16 protein-coding genes are annotated in these 17,085 nt (G+C 62.9%); 13 read left to right on the top strand and 3 right to left on the bottom strand.

All coding sequences use genetic code 11. The features are described 5' to 3' along the window. Positions 1 to 16 precede the first annotated feature (16 nt). From ACFQ6Y_RS29460 to ACFQ6Y_RS29410, 11 genes are all read left to right on the top strand, one after another. The gene (locus tag ACFQ6Y_RS29460; protein WP_378640385.1) at positions 17 to 484 is read left to right on the top strand and encodes a hypothetical protein; all 468 of its coding nucleotides are present in this window, start codon (positions 17 to 19) and stop codon (positions 482 to 484) included. Between the two features lie 38 nt (positions 485 to 522). Beyond that, the gene (gene argC / locus ACFQ6Y_RS29455) at positions 523 to 1,593 is read left to right on the top strand and encodes an N-acetyl-gamma-glutamyl-phosphate reductase (RefSeq protein ID WP_378640258.1); all 1,071 of its coding nucleotides are present in this window, start codon (positions 523 to 525) and stop codon (positions 1,591 to 1,593) included. A 44-nt stretch (positions 1,594 to 1,637) separates the two neighbouring features. Next, positions 1,638 to 2,849, top strand: a complete 1,212-nt coding sequence (gene argJ, locus ACFQ6Y_RS29450) for a bifunctional glutamate N-acetyltransferase/amino-acid acetyltransferase ArgJ (RefSeq protein ID WP_317828995.1) — start codon at positions 1,638 to 1,640, stop codon at positions 2,847 to 2,849. Next, entirely contained in the window at positions 2,846 to 3,769 is a 924-nt protein-coding gene (argB, locus tag ACFQ6Y_RS29445; protein WP_019748607.1) for an acetylglutamate kinase, read from the top strand. The genes argJ and argB overlap by 4 nt, the downstream gene beginning before the upstream one ends. Beyond that, positions 3,766 to 4,965, top strand: coding sequence for an acetylornithine transaminase (locus ACFQ6Y_RS29440; RefSeq protein WP_214890531.1), 1,200 nt, complete (start codon positions 3,766 to 3,768; stop codon positions 4,963 to 4,965). Before argB ends, ACFQ6Y_RS29440 begins: the two co-directional genes overlap by 4 nt. After that, a complete protein-coding gene (gene argF, locus ACFQ6Y_RS29435) occupies positions 4,962 to 5,912 on the top strand; it encodes an ornithine carbamoyltransferase (RefSeq protein WP_378640254.1) in 951 nt (316 codons plus the stop codon). The genes ACFQ6Y_RS29440 and argF overlap by 4 nt, the downstream gene beginning before the upstream one ends. Next, positions 5,909 to 6,388, top strand: coding sequence for an arginine repressor (locus tag ACFQ6Y_RS29430; protein WP_020907875.1), 480 nt, complete (start codon positions 5,909 to 5,911; stop codon positions 6,386 to 6,388). The genes argF and ACFQ6Y_RS29430 overlap by 4 nt, the downstream gene beginning before the upstream one ends. Before the next feature lie 47 nt (positions 6,389 to 6,435). Beyond that, positions 6,436 to 7,635 carry an argininosuccinate synthase gene (locus tag ACFQ6Y_RS29425; RefSeq protein WP_003944066.1) on the top strand — a complete coding sequence of 400 codons (1,200 nt, stop codon included), beginning with the start codon at positions 6,436 to 6,438 and terminating at the stop codon, positions 7,633 to 7,635. A 3-nt stretch (positions 7,636 to 7,638) separates the two neighbouring features. After that, complete coding sequence (argH, locus tag ACFQ6Y_RS29420; protein ID WP_378548146.1) at positions 7,639 to 9,081, top strand: argininosuccinate lyase; 1,443 nt, start codon at positions 7,639 to 7,641, stop codon at positions 9,079 to 9,081. 170 nt (positions 9,082 to 9,251) lie between these two features. Beyond that, positions 9,252 to 12,233, top strand: a complete 2,982-nt coding sequence (locus ACFQ6Y_RS29415; protein ID WP_378640252.1) for an acyl-CoA synthetase — start codon at positions 9,252 to 9,254, stop codon at positions 12,231 to 12,233. Between the two features lie 39 nt (positions 12,234 to 12,272). Beyond that, complete coding sequence (locus ACFQ6Y_RS29410) at positions 12,273 to 12,479, top strand: Trm112 family protein (RefSeq protein WP_003944045.1); 207 nt, start codon at positions 12,273 to 12,275, stop codon at positions 12,477 to 12,479. Here the strand turns inward: ACFQ6Y_RS29410 and ACFQ6Y_RS29405 are convergent. Genes ACFQ6Y_RS29405 through ACFQ6Y_RS29395 form a run of 3 tightly spaced genes read right to left on the bottom strand, consistent with a single transcriptional unit; the run spans position 12,476 to position 14,576 of the window. Next, complete coding sequence (locus tag ACFQ6Y_RS29405; protein WP_378640250.1) at positions 12,476 to 13,093, bottom strand: TetR family transcriptional regulator; 618 nt, start codon at positions 13,091 to 13,093, stop codon at positions 12,476 to 12,478. The two genes, ACFQ6Y_RS29410 and ACFQ6Y_RS29405, sit on opposite strands and share 4 nt — an antisense overlap. Then, complete coding sequence (locus tag ACFQ6Y_RS29400; protein WP_003944033.1) at positions 13,090 to 13,845, bottom strand: ABC transporter permease; 756 nt, start codon at positions 13,843 to 13,845, stop codon at positions 13,090 to 13,092. The genes ACFQ6Y_RS29405 and ACFQ6Y_RS29400 overlap by 4 nt, the downstream gene beginning before the upstream one ends. Further along, positions 13,842 to 14,576 (bottom strand): ABC transporter ATP-binding protein, encoded by a 735-nt coding sequence (locus tag ACFQ6Y_RS29395; protein ID WP_058037510.1) that lies wholly within the window; start codon positions 14,574 to 14,576, stop codon positions 13,842 to 13,844. Before ACFQ6Y_RS29395 ends, ACFQ6Y_RS29400 begins: the two co-directional genes overlap by 4 nt. An 86-nt stretch (positions 14,577 to 14,662) precedes the next feature. On the opposite strand from ACFQ6Y_RS29395, the gene ACFQ6Y_RS29390 reads away from it, so the two are divergent. Both ACFQ6Y_RS29390 and tyrS read left to right on the top strand, forming a co-directional pair. Continuing rightward, positions 14,663 to 15,271, top strand: a complete 609-nt coding sequence (locus ACFQ6Y_RS29390; RefSeq protein ID WP_378640245.1) for a DNA-3-methyladenine glycosylase — start codon at positions 14,663 to 14,665, stop codon at positions 15,269 to 15,271. A 19-nt stretch (positions 15,272 to 15,290) separates the two neighbouring features. After that, positions 15,291 to 16,568, top strand: a complete 1,278-nt coding sequence (gene tyrS, locus ACFQ6Y_RS29385; RefSeq protein ID WP_378640242.1) for a tyrosine--tRNA ligase — start codon at positions 15,291 to 15,293, stop codon at positions 16,566 to 16,568. Positions 16,569 to 17,085 lie beyond the last annotated feature (517 nt).

Raw genomic sequence — 17,085 nt, 5'->3', positions numbered from 1 at the left:
AGCACCCGGTATTTCCGTGCACCAGGTAGTCGAAGCTGCTGATGCACTCGACGACAAGGACTTCCTCGCGGTCGTCCGCGCAGTGGTCGAGCGTCGTCCGAGATTGTCGGTCCTTATTTCCGTGGTGGACACCGCTGCCGCGAGCCTCGATCCGACCCGTGTCGAGGACGCGGACGCGGACACGATAACCGACGCCGAAGAGGTCGAACTGCCCGATACTGTTGTGGAGGTCGACGAGATCATCGATGTCCCGGTGGTCCTTGCGACAGATCCGAGAATCCCCGAACCCGACTACACCGAAGGGGGAGTCCCCACTTTCGACCGCGTTCGGGAGAAGATAGAGGGGCGCTTCGGTACTTCCATAGGTTCGTCCGAATTGGCACACGAAAGTCCTGCCGGAAAGTCCGTCGACGAGCAGTGGGACGAGCGCCAGAAGGCTGCAAAAGCCAAGCTCGAGGAGATCCGGCGATCCATGGGTAAGTAATTATGCATTCCGATGCACAATGATGCATACTGTGTGACATGACTGAAGGTGGTACGACCGAGAACGCACGCAAGCCGATCAGAGTCGCCGTTGCCGGCGCCAGTGGGTACGCCGGTGGTGAGGTTCTGCGTCTGCTTCTCGGACACCCCTCCTATGCCGACGGCACTCTGGTGATCGGTTCGCTGACCGCCGGAGGCAACGCCGGTTCGACGCTCGGTGAGCATCACCCCCACTTGCTCCCACTCTCTTCGCGGGTACTCGAAGAGACCGCTGTCGAAATTCTCTCGGGCCACGACGTCGTCTTCCTCGGTCTCCCACACGGAAATTCGGCTCAGTACGCCAAGCTGCTACCCGAATCGACGGTCATCATCGACTGCGGTGCGGACTTCCGGTTGCAAGATTCCGCAGCCTGGGAGAAGTACTACAAGAGCACTCATGCCGGCACTTGGCCCTACGGGCTTCCTGAACTGCCCGGCGCCCGCGAGAAGTTGGTAGGCGCAACCCGCATCGCCGTTCCGGGCTGCTACCCGACGGCGGCGAGCCTCGCGCTGGCCCCCGCCGTTGCCGCGGGGATCGTGGACTCTCACGTGAACGTGGTTGCGGTCAGTGGCACTTCGGGCGCCGGCCGGGCGCCGAAGGCTGATCTGCTGGGTTCGGAGGTCATGGGCTCGGTCCGCGCATACGGCGTCGGCGGCGTGCATCGCCACACCCCTGAGATCATTCAGAATCTCTCGGCAGCAGGCGGCAAGGACATCACAGTGTCGTTCACTCCGGTCCTCGCGCCCATGCCGCGCGGTATCCTCGCGACCTGCACGGCGGCCACCACCGCGACCGAAGAGCAGGCACGCGAAGTCTATGAAAAGGCATACAACGACGAGCCGTTCATCCACGTGCTGCCTGCCGGAGTCTTCCCGCAGACCGGCGCCGTGATCGGATCCAACGCAGTACAGATCGGTGTCACCGTGGACGCCGACGCCGGTCAGCTCGTTGTCATCTCGGCAATCGACAATCTCACCAAGGGCACCGCCGGTGGCGCTGTGCAATCGATGAACCTTGCCCTTGGCCTACCCGAGACCGCAGGTCTCTCTACCGTGGGAGTAGCTCCGTGAGCACCGACAATCCGCAGCAGATCGACAACCCAACCGAATCCGACGTGGTTCACGTCGCCGGGGGACGTCTGCTCCGTACACAGGGCGTCACCGCACCTGCCGGATTCCGCGGTGCCGGAATTGCTGCCGGTATCAAGAAGAGTGGCAAGTCGGACCTCGCACTGGTGCTCAACGAGGGCCCTGATCTGGCCGCTGCCGGAGTCTTCACCCTGAACAAGGTCAAGGCGGCTCCGGTGTTGTGGTCTCAGCAGGTCCTGACGACGGGCAAGCTGCGCGCGGTGGTGCTCAACTCGGGCGGCGCGAACGCCTGCACGGGCGCGGGTGGATTCCAGGATGCACACAAGACTGCCGAGGAAGTTGCTTCGGCACTGAGCAATTGGGGAACCGAGACGGGCGCGATCGAGGTCGCCGTCTGTTCCACCGGACTCATCGGTGACCGGTTGCCCATGGACAAGCTGATCCCCGGTGTCACGGAGGTCGTGCACGAACTTGCCGGCGGAATCTCCGGCGGCACCGACGCGGCATACGCGATCATGACCACGGACACCGTGCCGAAGCAGGCGTCGCTGCACCACGCGAACAAGTGGAACGTCGGCGGAATGGCCAAGGGCGCAGGCATGCTCGCGCCTGCGCTGGCCACCATGCTGTGCGTCGTCACGACCGATGCCGTCGCAACGGCCGAGCAGCTCGACACCGCGTTGCGCGCCGCCACCCACCTGAGCTTCGATCGTCTCGACGTCGACGGCGCGACGTCCACCAACGACACAGTGCTCCTGTTGGCCTCCGGCGCCAGCGGTGTCACGCCGACGCAGGACGAGCTCAACGCCGCAGTATTCGCCGTGTGTGACGATCTCGCGGATCAGTTGATGGCAGACGCCGAGGGCGTCACCAAACGGGTCAAGGTGACGGTTCGCGGCGCGGCGTCCGAATCCGACGCGCTGATCGGCGCTCGGACCGTTGCTCGGGACAGCCTGGTCAAGACGGCGCTTTTCGGATCCGATCCCAACTGGGGTCGCGTCCTCGCAGCAGTGGGTATCGCTCCCATCGAGCTCGATCCGGATCGAATCAGTGTGTCCTTCAACGGGAGTCCGGTCTGCATCGACGGCGTCGGCGCTCCGGGGGCACGTGAGGTCGACCTGAGCGGGATCGACATCGAACTCGACATCGATCTGGGAATCGGCAACGAGTCCGTGAGCATTCGCACCACGGATCTCTCGCATGCCTACGTCGAAGAGAACTCGGCGTACTCGTCATGACCGAGACATATCCCGTGATCAGCGAGCATCAGAAGGCACATGTCCTTGCGGACGCTCTGCCGTGGCTGCAGCGATTCCGCGACAAGGTGGTCGTGGTCAAGTACGGCGGAAACGCCATGATCGACGAGACGCTCAAGACGGCATTTGCCGCCGACATGGCGTTTCTGCGGACTGTCGGCATCCATCCCGTCGTCGTTCACGGCGGTGGCCCGCAGATCAATGCGATGCTGGCACGCCTTGGCATGAAGGGTGAGTTCCGCGGTGGTTTCCGTGTGACGACGCCCGAGGTGATGGATGTCGTGCGGATGGTGCTTTTCGGTCAGGTCGGCCGTGAACTCGTCGGCTTGATCAACGCGCACGGTCCTTACGCGGTCGGTATCTCCGGTGAAGATGCGCACCTGTTCACCGCTACTCGACGCACTGTTGCGGTCGAGGGGGAGCAGACCGACATCGGTCTGGTCGGAGACGTCACCACCGTGAACCCGGACGCGGTACTCGATCTCATTGCGGCAGGACGTATTCCGGTGGTCTCGACCATCGCCCCCGACGCCGACGGTGTCGTCCACAACATCAATGCCGATACCGCTGCTGCGGCACTGGCCGAGGCAATCGGTGCGGAGAAGCTCGTTGTCCTCACCGATGTCGAAGGTCTGTACACCGATTGGCCGGACCGATCCTCGCTGGCCACCGAAATCGACACCGACGCCCTTGCTCAGTTGTTGCCGAGTCTCGATGCCGGCATGGTGCCCAAGATGGAGGCCTGCCTTCGCGCGGTGCGCGGAGGTGTGCCGTCGGCGCACGTGATCGACGGCCGGCTCGAACATTCAGTCCTACTCGAACTTTTCACCGGCGAAGGAATCGGCACGATGGTCGTGCCGGGCTCCTCGGTCGCCGGTCCCCAGCAGGGAGCTACCTCATGAGCACGATCGATCTGCAGCAGCGGTGGTCCGCTTCGCTGATGAACAATTACGGCGTACCCCGGGTTGCTCTCGTCCGCGGCGACGGGGCCGTCCTCACCGACGCCGACGGCAAGCAGTACGTCGACTTCCTGGCCGGAATTGCCGTCAACATCCTCGGACACGGGCATCCGGCCGTCGTCGAAGCCGTCACGACGCAGTTGTCGACACTGGGCCATGTGTCCAACCTGTACGCCAGCGAGCCGGTCGTCGAGTTGGCGGAGCAGCTGCTCGCTCATCTCGGCAACGTGAGCGGGCGCGCGTTCTTCTGCAACTCCGGTACCGAGGCGAACGAGGCTGCCTTCAAGCTCGCTCGCGCCACCGGCCGGAAGAAGATCATCGCAGCCGAGGGCTCTTTCCACGGTCGCACGATGGGCGCACTCGCTCTGACGGGTCAGCCTGCCAAGCGGGCGCCGTTCGAACCGATGCCTGCCGGTGTCGAGTTCGTGCCGTACGGCGACGTCGAAGCGCTCGAGCGGGCCGTCGATTCCGACACCGCCGCTGTGTTCCTCGAACCGATCATGGGTGAGGGCGGCGTGGTGGTGCCGCCTGAGGGATACCTCGTGGAGGCTCGGCGGATCACCGCCGAACGCGGTGCGCTTCTCGTACTCGACGAAGTGCAGACCGGCATCGGACGGACGGGCTGGTTCTACGCCCATCAGGCCGTCGGCATCGTTCCCGACGTCATCACGCTTGCGAAGGGGCTCGGCGGCGGAATGCCGATCGGCGCCTGCATCGCGACCGGAGCAACGGCAGAGTTGTTCGGGCCGGGTAAGCACGGGACGACGTTCGGTGGAAATCCGGTGTGCGCCGCGGCGGCACTTGCCGTGCTGAAAACCATTGCAGCGGAAGACTTGATCTCGCGCGCGGACAGTTTGGGTAAGTCGATCTCGACTGGCATCGAAGATCTGGGCCATCCGTTGGTCGACTACGTACGGGGATCAGGACTGTTGCTGGGTGTCGTGCTGACCGAGGACGTCGCGCCGGCGGTGGAAAATGCAGCCCGCGAAGCCGGGTACCTTGTGAATGCAGCGCAACCCGGAGTAATCCGGTTGGCGCCGCCGCTGATCCTCACGGATGAGCAGGCCGAAACCTTCGTGGCAGCACTACCTGCCATCTTCGACAGTGCACTATCGGCTGACCAGCCGGGGGAGAAGTGACTACCGTGGTGAAACACTTTCTCAGGGACGACGATCTGACTCCGGCGCAGCAGGCCGAAGTTCTGGAACTCGCTGCGATTCTCAAGAAGGACCCGTTCGCTCGGCGTCCACTCGAGGGTCCACGCGGAGTCGGCGTCATCTTCGAGAAGAACTCGACGCGTACACGTTTCTCGTTCGAGATGGGCATCGCACAGATGGGCGGCCACGCCATCGTCGTCGACGGGCGCAGCACCCAACTCGGGCGTGAAGAGACGCTGGCGGACACCGGACGCGTTCTCTCCCGCTACGTCGACGCCGTCGTGTGGCGCACGTTCGGCCAGAAGCGCTTGGAGCAGATGGCAACGGGCGCAACCATTCCCATCGTCAACGCGTTGTCGGACGAGTTTCACCCCTGTCAGGTTCTGGCCGATCTGCAAACGCTGATCGAGCAGAAGGGTGAGCTCAAGGGGCTGAAGCTGACCTACCTGGGTGACGGCGCCAACAACATGGCTCACTCACTGATGCTCGGCGGAGTCACCGCAGGCATCGACGTCACCATTGCCAGCCCCGCGGGCTTCGAACCGGCGGACTGGGTAGTGGCAGCAGCACGCAAACGCGCCGAGGAAACCGGCGCGACCATCACGCTGACGCAGGACCCGCAGGCCGGCGTCGTCGGCGCCGACGCGTTGGTCACCGACACCTGGACCTCGATGGGTCAGGAGAACGACGGACTCGATCGGGTCGGACCTTTCCGTCCGTTCCAGATCAACAAGGAGCTGCTCGCAAAGGCAGATCCGAAGGCCGTCGTCCTGCACTGCCTGCCCGCGCATCGCGGCGAAGAAGTCACCGACGAGGTTCTCGACGGGCCGCAGAGTGTTGTCTGGGACGAGGCGGAGAACCGTCTGCACGCCCAGAAAGCATTGCTCGTGTGGCTGCTGGAGCAGCGAACCCAACTGGACCCGGCGTGAGCGTCGCTCCCACTCGGGCTGGTCGCCAGTCGCGCATCATCGCGCTTCTGGCGGCTCACCCTGTCCGAAGTCAGACGGAGCTGGCGGCCTTGCTCGGTGCCGAGGGCATCGAAGCAACGCAGGCGACGCTCTCGCGTGACCTCGAAGAGCTGGGAGCGGTGAAACTGCGTGCCGCCGACGGCGGCGCCGGTGTTTACGTGGTGCCGGAGGACGGGAACCCGGTACGCGGTGTATCCGGCGGTACAGACCGCCTCTCACGGCTGTTGGGTGAGCTGTTGGTCTCCACCGATTTCAGCGGCAACATGGCGATCCTCCGGACACCGCCGGGAGCCGCGCACTACCTCGCGAGCGCACTGGATCGGTCCTCGATGCCGGACATCGTAGGCACGATCGCCGGAGATGACACCATCTTCGTAGTGGCCCGGGAACCGCTTTCCGGAGCGGAACTCGCGGCCATGATCGAATCGCTCGCCTGACCCCTTATTCTTTGATAGAGATTTTCAACCGAAGGAGCACAAAAACCATGGCCGATCGCGTCGTACTCGCCTACTCGGGCGGGCTGGACACTTCTGTTGCCATCAGTTGGATCGGTAAGGAGACGGGCGCTGAAGTTGTCGCCGTCGCCATCGATCTGGGGCAGGGTGGCGAGGACATGGAGGTCGTGCGTCAGCGCGCGATCGACTGCGGCGCAGTCGAATCCGTTGTCGTCGACGCCCGCGACGAGTTCGCGGACGAGTACTGCCTGCCGACCATCGCGGCCAACGCCCTGTACATGGACCGCTACCCGCTCGTCTCGGCCATCAGCCGTCCGCTGATCGTCAAGCACATCGTCGAAGCTGCACGCTCGCACGGCGGCACCATCGTCTCGCACGGTTGCACCGGTAAGGGCAACGACCAGGTTCGCTTCGAGGTCGGATTCGGCGCCCTCGCACCCGACCTGCAGGTCATCGCACCGGTCCGCGACTACGCCTGGACCCGCGAGAAGGCCATCGCCTTCGCCGAAGAGAACAACATCCCGATCAACGTCTCCAAGAAGTCGCCGTTCTCGATCGACCAGAACGTCTGGGGCCGCGCCGTCGAGACCGGATTCCTCGAGGATCTGTGGAACGCGCCGACGAAGGACGTCTACGACTACACCCAGGACCCGACGGTCAACTGGAATGCACCCGACGAGCTCATCATCAGCTTCGACAAGGGCCGCCCGGTCGCCATCGACGGCCGCCCGGTATCGGTTCTCGAAGCCATTCAGGAACTGAACAAGCGCGCAGGCGCTCAGGGCGTCGGCCGCCTCGACGTCGTCGAGGACCGTCTCGTGGGCATCAAGAGCCGTGAGATCTACGAGGCTCCCGGCGCGATGGTTCTCATCACCGCACACCAGGAACTCGAGCACGTCACCCTCGAACGCGAACTCGGTCGCTACAAGCGTCAGATGGAGCAGCGTTGGTCCGAGCTGGTCTACGACGGCCTCTGGTTCTCGCCCCTCAAGGACGCACTGGACACGTTCGTCGACAAGACGCAGGAACGCGTCACCGGCGACATCCGTCTCTTCCTGCACGGTGGAGCCATCACCGTCAACGGTCGTCGCAGCCCGGAGTCGCTCTACGACTTCAACCTCGCGACGTACGACGAGGGCGACAGCTTCGACCAGTCCGCATCGAAGGGCTTCGTCGAGATCCACGGTCTGTCGTCGAAGGTCGCCGCGAAGCGCGATCTGGGACTCTGAGCCATGACGGCTCACGGTGACGGAGACGCTCAGAAACACGGCACCAACGAAGGCGCGCTGTGGGGCGGACGGTTCGAGTCCGGACCGGCCGCTGCCATGGCGGCGCTGAGCAAGTCGACTCACTTCGACTGGGTCCTCGCTCCGTACGACGTGCGGGCGTCGCAGGCGCATGCGCGTGTGCTGAACAAGGCCGGCCTGCTCAGCGAAGCCGACCTCGCGACGATGCTCGACGGTCTCGACCGTCTAGCGGCAGATGTCGCCAGTGGCGCCTTCGGGCCCAGCGATTCGGACGAGGACGTACACGGCGCACTCGAGCGCGGTCTGATCGAGCGTGTCGGGCCTGAGGTCGGTGGACGCCTGCGTGCTGGTCGTTCGCGTAACGACCAGGTGGCCACGCTGTTCCGCATGTGGCTTCGCGATGCGGTCCGCCGCATCTCCACCGGCGTTCTCGACGTGGTCGACGCATTGGCGACTCAGGCCGGGGCGCATCCGGATGCCGTGATGCCGGGCAAGACGCACCTGCAGGCGGCTCAGCCGGTCCTGTTGGCGCATCACCTGCTCGCTCACGCACATCCACTGTTGCGGGACGTGCAACGCCTTCGCGACTTCGACGTGCGAGCTGCGGTGTCCCCGTACGGTTCCGGTGCACTGGCCGGTTCCTCACTCGGACTCGATCCCGAAGCGATTGCGGCGGAACTGAAGTTCGACAGCTCGGCCGAGAACTCGATCGACGCAACGGCTTCGCGTGATTTCGCAGCCGAGGCAGCGTTCGTGCTCGCAATGATCGGTGTCGATCTCTCCCGTATGGCGGAAGAGATCATCATCTGGAGCACACCGGAGTTCGGCTACATCACTCTTGCCGACGCGTGGTCCACGGGATCGTCGATCATGCCGCAGAAGAAGAATCCGGATGTCTCGGAACTCACGCGCGGTAAGTCGGGTCGTTTGATCGGTAACCTCACCGGATTGTTGGCGACGCTCAAGGCTCAGCCGCTGGCGTACAACCGCGATCTGCAAGAGGACAAGGAACCGGTCTTCGACTCGGTTGCGCAGCTCGAGATGTTGCTCCCGGCCATCACCGGTCTGGTGCAGACTCTCGAGTTCCACACCGAGCGTATGGCGGAACTTGCTCCGGCGGGGTTCACGTTGGCCACCGACATCGCGGAGTGGATGGTGCGTCAGGGCGTGCCATTCCGGGTTGCACACGAGGCAGCCGGAGCGTGTGTGCGTGTCGCCGAAGCTCGGGGCGTCGGACTCGAAGATCTCACGGACGAGGAACTGGCCGACGTCGACAGCGCGCTGACGCCCGCTGTTCGTGAGGTGCTGACAGTCGAGGGTTCCATCTCTTCGCGTAATGCACGGGGCGGCACCGCGGGGGTGCGGGTGGCAGAGCAGTTGGACGGAGTCCGAGCAGTGGCGCAGTCGCTGCGGGGATGGACACTCTGACCTCGAGGTCGCGAGTGTCGTCCCTCTCTTTTCGGCAGTAGTCCTTCGGTCGTACGCGGTCAGGGAGCAGAATTTGCTCCCTGACCGCGTACGCGTATTCGTCGTCAGTAGGCTTGTCGCGCGCGGGAAAAATGAGACTGACGTCACATGGTGAGTAACTTGGGAGTGAAATGGTGGGATTGAATTCCAAGTCTGTGCTGGGCCCGATTCGTCGGGTGGTTGCGACAGCACAAAACGGCCTCGAGGTCGTCCGGTTGGGTGGGTTGGAAACGGATGCGACCACGTCGCCGTTCGAGATCGTCGAACGCGCAGCGATGTATCGGCTCCGGCGCTACTTCCCGGACAGTGACCCGGAAACCGTCGGCGCACCGATCTTGCTGATCCCGCCGATGATGATGTCGGCGAACGTGTACGACGTGACCCGCGACCAGGGCGCTGTGGGAATTCTGCACGAGATGGGCCTTGACCCTTGGGTCGTCGATTTCGGTTCGCCCGACTCCGAAGAGGGCGGTTGGGATCGCAATCTTGCCGATCACATCATCGCTCTCAGCGACATCGTCGATCACATCCACCGTCACACCGGTAAAGATGTTCACATCTCCGGTTACTCGCAGGGTGGAATGTTCGCCTATCAGGCGGCTGCCTACCGACGCAGCCGAAACATAGCCAGTGTCATCACCTTCGGCAGCCCGGTCGACACACTCGCTGCATTGCCTTTCGGTATCCCGGCCGGATTGGCTACCAAGGGTGCGGATTTCCTCGCCGATCACGTCTTCAATCGCCTGGCAGTCACCGGATGGATGGCTCGTACCGGGTTCCAGTTGCTCGATCCCGTGAAGTCGCTGAAGATGCGCGTCGACTTCCTGCTTCAACTGCACGACCGTGAGGCGTTGCTACCGAGAGAGCAGCAGCGACGCTTCCTCGCCACCGAGGGTTGGGTCGCGTGGTCGGGGCCTGCGGTAGCCGAACTGCTCAAGCAGTTCATCGTGCACAACAGGATGATGACCGGCGGTTTTGTCATCAAGGATCAATTGGTCTCTCTCGCCGAAATCACCTGCCCCATCCTGGCGTTTGTCGGCGAGGTCGACGACATCGGTCAGCCGCAGGCGGTTCGCGGTATTAGTCAAGCGGCTCCGCGGGCGAAGGTCTATGAATCTACTTTGCGCGCAGGTCATTTCGGTTTGGTTGTCGGTTCCACCGCGGCCAATCACACCTGGCCGACAACCGGTGAATTCGTGCAGTGGACCGAAACGGGTGGGCCGCTCCCGGACCGCATCGCGAACATGGTCTACGGCGCCGATCTCGAAGACCAGACCGGTGTGTCGATCAGCAATCGGATCATCCACACCGTCGCCTCGGTCGCCGAAGTAGGGGCAGGCGTCACCAAGGGAATCAGTGACCTTGCCGCCGGTGCCCTGCGCGGCACTTTCGAGTTGTCCGGCGAGGCAGCGCGCGCGTTGCCACGTCTGGCGCGGCTCAACCAGATTCAGCCGCACACCAAGATCTCCCTGAGCCAATTGCTCGCGGAGCAGCGTCGAAAGGCGCCGAACGGCGAGTGCTTCCTCTTCGACAATCGCGTGCACACCTACGAAGCGGTCAACGCCCGCATCGACAATGTCGTACGTGGATTGATCTCCGTGGGCGTGCGTCCGGCAGCACACGTCGGTGTCTTGATGGAGACCCGTCCCAGCGCGCTCGCGGCCATCGCGGCTCTCTCGCGCCTCGGTGCCGTCGCGGTCATGCTTCCGCCAGGGTCCGACATCACGGCGGCGGTCAAGCTGGGATCGGTCGATCGGATCATCACCGATCCGGAGAACGTCGATGCCGCAGTGGTTACCGGTAGGCCTGTTCTGGTTCTCGGCGGCGGCGATGCCCGTGGCCTCGAGGTGGATCCGTCGCACGACGTGATCGATCTCGAACAAATCGATCCGACGAAGGTCAATCTGCCCGGGTGGTACCGACCGGATCCCGGTGTCGCCCGCGAACTCGCGTTCATCATCTTCGCGGAATCCGGCGGTGTGCTCGAAGCCAAGCAGATCACCAACTACCGGTGGGCATTGTCGGCCTTCGGCACGGCCACGGCGGCCGATCTCGATCGCGGTGACACCGTGTACTGCCTTGCGCCGCTCCACCATTCGTCGAGTTTGCTCGCGACTATCGGTGGCGCAATGGCGGGTGGTTCCCGGATTGCTCTCTCACGCGGACTGAACCCGGCGAGGTTCGTCGAAGAAATCCACCGCTACGGCGTGACGGTCGTGAGTTACACGTGGTCGATGATGCGCGAGATCCTCGACGAGGATCTTCTTCTCATCGACGGCAGCCATCCGGTCCGCCTGTTCATCGGTTCGGGAATGCCCCATGGTCTGTGGAAACGGACCACGGAGGCGTTCGACCCCGCGCAGGTGCTCGAGTTCTATGCGTCGACCGAAGGCGACGTCATTCTCGCCAACGTCGCGGGCTCCAAAGTCGGCTCCAAGGGTCGCCCGCTGCCGGGTAGCGCGCAGGTTCGATTGGCGGCCTACGACCCCCTCAGTGGTCGGCTCCTCGAAAACGGCAACGGGTTTGTCCGCGAGTGCGCCGAAGATGAGGTCGGTTTGCTGCTCGGGCGCGCGGGATTCACCGCCGATCTCTCGGGCGGCGCCATGCGAGGTCTCTTCCAAGCCGGCGATTCGTGGATTCCCACCGAGAATCTCTTCCGCCGAGACGGCGACGGCGACTACTGGCTGATCGATCACAAGAACACGGTCATTTCCACCCTCCGCGGTCCCGTGTTCACCCAGCCGATCGTCGACGCGTTGTCGAGTGTGGCGCGGGTAGATCTTGCCGTCGCGTACGGCGTCGGCGACGCACCGCATCAGTTGGCGGTCGCTGCCGTGACCTGGCGTCCGGGGCGGCAGTTCCGATCTGCCGAGCTTGCAGAGGCGCTCTCGCGCATCGCTTTCGACGCTCGTCCGGACATCGTGCACGTGGTGGACGAGATCCCGGTGGGCTCGTCGTACCGTCCGAGCGCTACCGCTTTGGCTGCGGCCGGACTGCCGGCGCCGGGGCCACGGACCTGGTTCCTCGATTCCGAGACGCAGTCGTACAAGCGGCTGACCAAGGCAATTGCCGCGCAGTTGATGCCGACGAGGGTGGGCACCGGAGCACGGTAGCCTGAGGACATTCTGTTTGATCGGTTCGAGAGGACTCACGTGGCTATTGATTCGACGTTGCTCAGCATTCTGGCCTGCCCCCAGGACAAGGGCCCGCTGCTGCTGGTCGGGGACGAGTTGCTCTACAACCCCCGTTTGCGGCGCGCGTATCCGATCGAGAACGGTATTCCTGTTCTGTTGATCGACGAGGCACGCGATGTGGCCGACGACGAGCACGAGAAGTTGCTCGCACGGGCCGAAGGCTAGATCGGCAACTCGCCGGTGAGGTACCGCTGGAGGTTCGGAGCTACCAGCGGTACCAGTGCGTCGACGCTCAACGTCGCGAGCGGTTCGAGTCCGAACACGTATCGCGTGACCAGTAGCCCGGCCATCTGAGAGGCCACCAATTCTGCTCTGATCAGGCCGGTGCCGGGTGGTGTGTCCACCCGCGGAATGATGTCGCGCAATACGATATCGAGCAGAAAGCTCTGGATCAGTTGCGATCCGTCTCCGGAAATGGCTGATCGAAAAGCCGCCAGAATCGCCGGCTGATGTTCCGAATCCCATAGCCCGATCACCGCCCGGAGAAGGCTTTCGCCGAGATTTTCGGTTGGGGAGGTGCGAACCGGCCCCAGTACCTGTGCTGGATCGATCGGTAGCGCGATCGCAGCGGTGAACAACTGCTCCTTGCTCCCGAAATGGTGATGAATCATGGCTGGATCGACGTCAGCCGCCGCGGCTATCGATCGAACGGTAGTTCTTCGAAAACCGTTCCGGGAGAACTCTCGTCGCGCCGAATCGAGAATCTGCGCGCGAGTCTCCGACTTGCCCGGTCGTCGCCCCGAACGAGTCGGCGTCGGCGCGGTGCTGTTGTCGGTCATGGAGTGCGGCGATCGAGTGTGGCTGCGGCCAGCGATAGTGCGGCGGCGGCAAAGCCCGCCATGACGGCGAGATCACGCCACATCTGACCTGTCGCGTCGGCATGCATCGACACTTGTTGAAGCGCGTCGACGGCGTAGCTCAAGGGGAGTACGTTGCTGATCCATTCGAGCCAGGTCGGCAATTGGTCACGAGGTACCAGGAGTCCACAGAGGAAGAGCTGTGGAACCACTACGACAGGCATGAACTGCACTGCTTGGAATTCGGTCTTCGCGAACGCACTGGCCAACAGACCAAGAGCAACGCCGAGGATCGCACCGAGAACTGCAATGACGATGACCCACGCAAGACTGCCAGCGATGGTGAGCCCGAGAAATCCGAAAGCTACCGCGCACGCGAGAGCCGCCTGAGCGGCGGCGGAGAGTGAAAATGCTGCACCGTATCCGGCGAGAAGATCGAGTTTGCCCATCGGAGTGGTGAGCAGGCGTTCGAGTGTGCCTGAACTGCGTTCGCGCTGCATCGCGATGGACGTGACCAGGAACATGACGACAAACGGCAAGATTCCCAACATCGTGATCGCCACTCGTTGGAAGAGCGAAACCTGGCCGGGTGGCGTCGGGACGTCTTGGTAGAGGAAATAGAGCAGAATCATCAGCAACGACGGGACCAACAAGATCATGGCCACCGTACGGTGATCTTGGCGGAGCTGAAGCAGAATTCGGACGGTAGTAGCACCGAAGATCCTGATGCTCATGATATTTCGCCTCCGACGGGTGAAGTCCGAATCAGTTCGAGGAAGGCGTCCTCGAGCCGTTCACATCTGGTTTTCGCGCGCAGTTCGTCAGGAGTGAGTTGCGCGAGAAGGTACCCGTCGCGCATCAGAATCAGTTCTGCGCAGTGGTCCGCCTCGTCCATGACGTGGCTCGAGACCAACAGGGTGGTTCCGCTGCGAGCGAGGTCGGCAAATCGTTCCCACAACTCGACGCGAAGGACTGGATCGAGCCCGACGGTCGGTTCGTCGAGGATCAACACATCAGGTGACGCCACCAGCGCGCATGCCAGCGAAACTCGACCGCGTTGACCTCCGGACAGGTCGGCTGCGGTCTGGTCGGCATATCGGCTCAATCCGACGGCGTCGACCGCTGCTGCGACGTCTGCGCCGGATTTTCCGTACAGAGCGCCGAAATACTGAACATTTCGCGTGACCGTCAGGTCGCCGTAGACACTGGGGGATTGGGTGACGTACCCGATCCGACGTCGAAGGGCGACGGACCCGGCGCGATCTCCCAGGACTCTGACCTCACCACTTTCGACAATCTGCGTTCCGACTATCGCGCGCATGAGGGTTGTTTTGCCGCAACCGGAGGGTCCGAGCAGTCCGGTGATCGATCCCGCCGAAACTTGCAGGTCAAGCGAGTGGAGTACTTCGTGTTTGCCGCGAATGACTCGGAGTCCGCGGATGTCTATTGCCGGCGTTGTGGTCACTGTGCGCCTCGTTTCAATAATTCATCACTTGTTGAATTATGCGACTCGGCCGACAGGCGAGTCAACGGTGTGGGCACAATCGAAGGGTGAGTATCGAGACCTTGGTAAATGTGAAAAACCCGTTGGAAGCGGGCTTGGCGGTTCTCGGCTCGACCCTGATCGTCGACGAGGTCGCTCTGAGAATTGTCGAGGTGGAGGCTTACGGCGGGGAGAAGGACGGGCCCTGGCCGGATCCGGCAGCGCATTCGTATCGGGGGCAAACGCCGCGAAACAGCGTGATGTTCGGGCGGGCGGGGCGTCTGTACGTCTACCGCAGCTACGGAATGCACTTTTGCATGAACATCTCGTACGGCCCGGATGGTGTCGCGGGCGGTGTTCTGCTCCGCGCCGCTGAAATCGAAGCCGGCCACGATGTGGTGTCCGCACGGAGATCGCCGGACCGGCCGTCTCACCAATGGGCCAGAGGGCCAGGTAATCTCGGCGCTTCCGCCGCAATCACGCTGGGGGACAACGGAACAGACGTGTTCGACCCGGCGTCGCGGATTCGGCTCGAATTGGGGGAGTCGAAGGAATGGGTGAGCGGACCGCGGGTGGGTGTCAGCACCGCGGCGGAGGTCCCGTGGCGCCTCTGGATTCCGGACTCCCCGGCGGTGTCCGCGTATCGCCGAAGCCCGCGAGCGCCGGCCATTTCGTGAAGATGGGATGATCGAGTCCGTGACTGAGAATATTCTCGACGAACTGACCTGGCGCGGGCTGATCGCCCAATCAACCGATCTCGACGCTTTGCGTAAAGATCTCGAGGCCGGACCGGTCACGCTGTATGCGGGGTTCGACCCGACCGGACCGAGTCTGCACGCAGGTCACCTGGTTCCGCTCCTTGCGCTCAAGCGTTTTCAGCGTGCCGGCAACCGCCCGATCGTTCTTGCCGGCGGTGCGACGGGCTTGATCGGTGACCCCCGTGACGTCGGAGAACGGACGATGAACTCCGCCGACACCGTCGCAGACTGGGCGGGTCGCATCCGTGGTCAGCTCGAACGATTCGTGGATTTCGACGATTCGCCGACGAGTGCGGTCATCGAGAACAACATGAACTGGACGGGCAAGATGTCGGCCATCGACTTCTTGCGTGATGTCGGCAAACACTTCTCCGTGAACGTGATGCTCGCGCGCGACACCGTCAAGCGTCGCCTCGAATCGGACGGCATGTCGTACACCGAGTTCAGCTACATGCTGCTCCAGGCCAACGACTACCTGCACCTGCGGCGCGATCTCGGCTGCACGTTGCAGGTTGGTGGGTCCGATCAGTGGGGCAACATCATTGCCGGCGTCGAACTCAACCGTCGTGTCGACGGTGAGAGCGTGCACGCAATGACGGTTCCGCTGGTGACCTCGGCCGATGGCAAAAAGTTCGGAAAATCGACCGGTGGCGGCAGTTTGTGGCTCGACCCCGAGATGACCAGCCCGTACGCCTGGTACCAGTACTTCGTGAACACTGGCGACGCCGACGTGATCAAGTACCTGCGCTGGTTCACCTTCCTCACTGCGGACGAACTCGCGGAGTTGGAGACTGCAACGGCGGAGCGGCCGCATGCGCGAGAAGCGCAGAAGCGACTCGCCGCGGAGATGACGACCTTGGTTCACGGAGAACACAACACCCGTGCTGTCGAGCTCGCCAGCCAGGCGTTGTTCGGCAAGGCGGAGCTGGCGGAACTCGACGAGTCGACGCTCGCCGCCGCGCTGAAAGAAGCATCTGTCAGCGAATTGGCGGCGGGGGAGCCGCGCACGATCATCGATCTGCTCGTGACGAGCGGTCTGTGTGAGAGCAAGGGAGCTGCTCGACGCGCAGTGAAAGAGGGCGGCGCTTCGGTGAACAACCAGAAGGTGTCGGCCGACGACTGGGAGCCCACCGCATCCGATCTGCTTCACGGCAGCTGGTTGGTCGTCCGGCGCGGAAAGCGCAACTTCGCCGGCGTGAAAATCCTTCCGAACTGACGTGTGTGGGGTCACAGTTGTCTTGCGGGGCTCCTGTGGCCGCTGGTGGCCCGCCTGCGGGCGGGCTACCAGCGGATTTAACCTGACGAACACCTGCGACCTGCACGTTTGACGCTCAGTTTTCATTCGCGTAACTTTGTCCAAGTCAGAGCGACACGGACACCAACCCCGACCGAGAGGCCGGGGACACGCGGTTGGACGAAGTCGGAGACAATCACGCTCAGCGGGAACTTGCTTCCCTGGAGCGAACAAGCTAAGATTGTAACCCTTGCCCCGGAGCTTTCAACCTGGTTGAAGTGATGGTGTGTGCGTGTTCTTTGAGAACTCAACAGTGTGTCGATGAATGTCAGTGCCAAATATTTTTTGGTACTTCGCATGTCGGATGATGTTCCGGGCCTTCGGGTTTCGGTTCTGATGTTCGGGGTGTGAGTATTTTTCGTCGGTGATTGTTCATTCTTCCGTCTGAATGGTTGCCGACACATTTTTTGCTAGTTGAGTTTTTTTGCTAGTGATTTGA

This window comes from Rhodococcus sp. NPDC056516 (genome assembly GCF_042794655.1).
Lineage (GTDB): Bacteria > Actinomycetota > Actinomycetes > Mycobacteriales > Mycobacteriaceae > Rhodococcus_F.
Note: the sequence above shows the minus strand (reverse complement) of the source record. Positions and strands in the feature narration are given on the sequence as shown.

Excerpts from the sequence above, each read along its gene's own strand:
- argC (WP_378640258.1), top strand. The coding sequence starts at position 523 with ATGACTGAAGGTGGTACGACCGAGAACGCACGCAAGCCGATCAGAGTC.
- argB (WP_019748607.1), top strand. The coding sequence starts at position 2,846 with ATGACCGAGACATATCCCGTGATCAGCGAGCATCAGAAGGCACATGTC.
- ACFQ6Y_RS29440 (WP_214890531.1), top strand. The coding sequence starts at position 3,766 with ATGAGCACGATCGATCTGCAGCAGCGGTGGTCCGCTTCGCTGATGAAC.
- ACFQ6Y_RS29425 (WP_003944066.1), top strand. The coding sequence starts at position 6,436 with ATGGCCGATCGCGTCGTACTCGCCTACTCGGGCGGGCTGGACACTTCT.
- argH (WP_378548146.1), top strand. The coding sequence starts at position 7,639 with ATGACGGCTCACGGTGACGGAGACGCTCAGAAACACGGCACCAACGAA.
- ACFQ6Y_RS29415 (WP_378640252.1), top strand. The coding sequence starts at position 9,252 with ATGGTGGGATTGAATTCCAAGTCTGTGCTGGGCCCGATTCGTCGGGTG.
- ACFQ6Y_RS29405 (WP_378640250.1), bottom strand. The coding sequence starts at position 13,093 with ATGACCGACAACAGCACCGCGCCGACGCCGACTCGTTCGGGGCGACGA.
- ACFQ6Y_RS29400 (WP_003944033.1), bottom strand. The coding sequence starts at position 13,845 with ATGAGCATCAGGATCTTCGGTGCTACTACCGTCCGAATTCTGCTTCAG.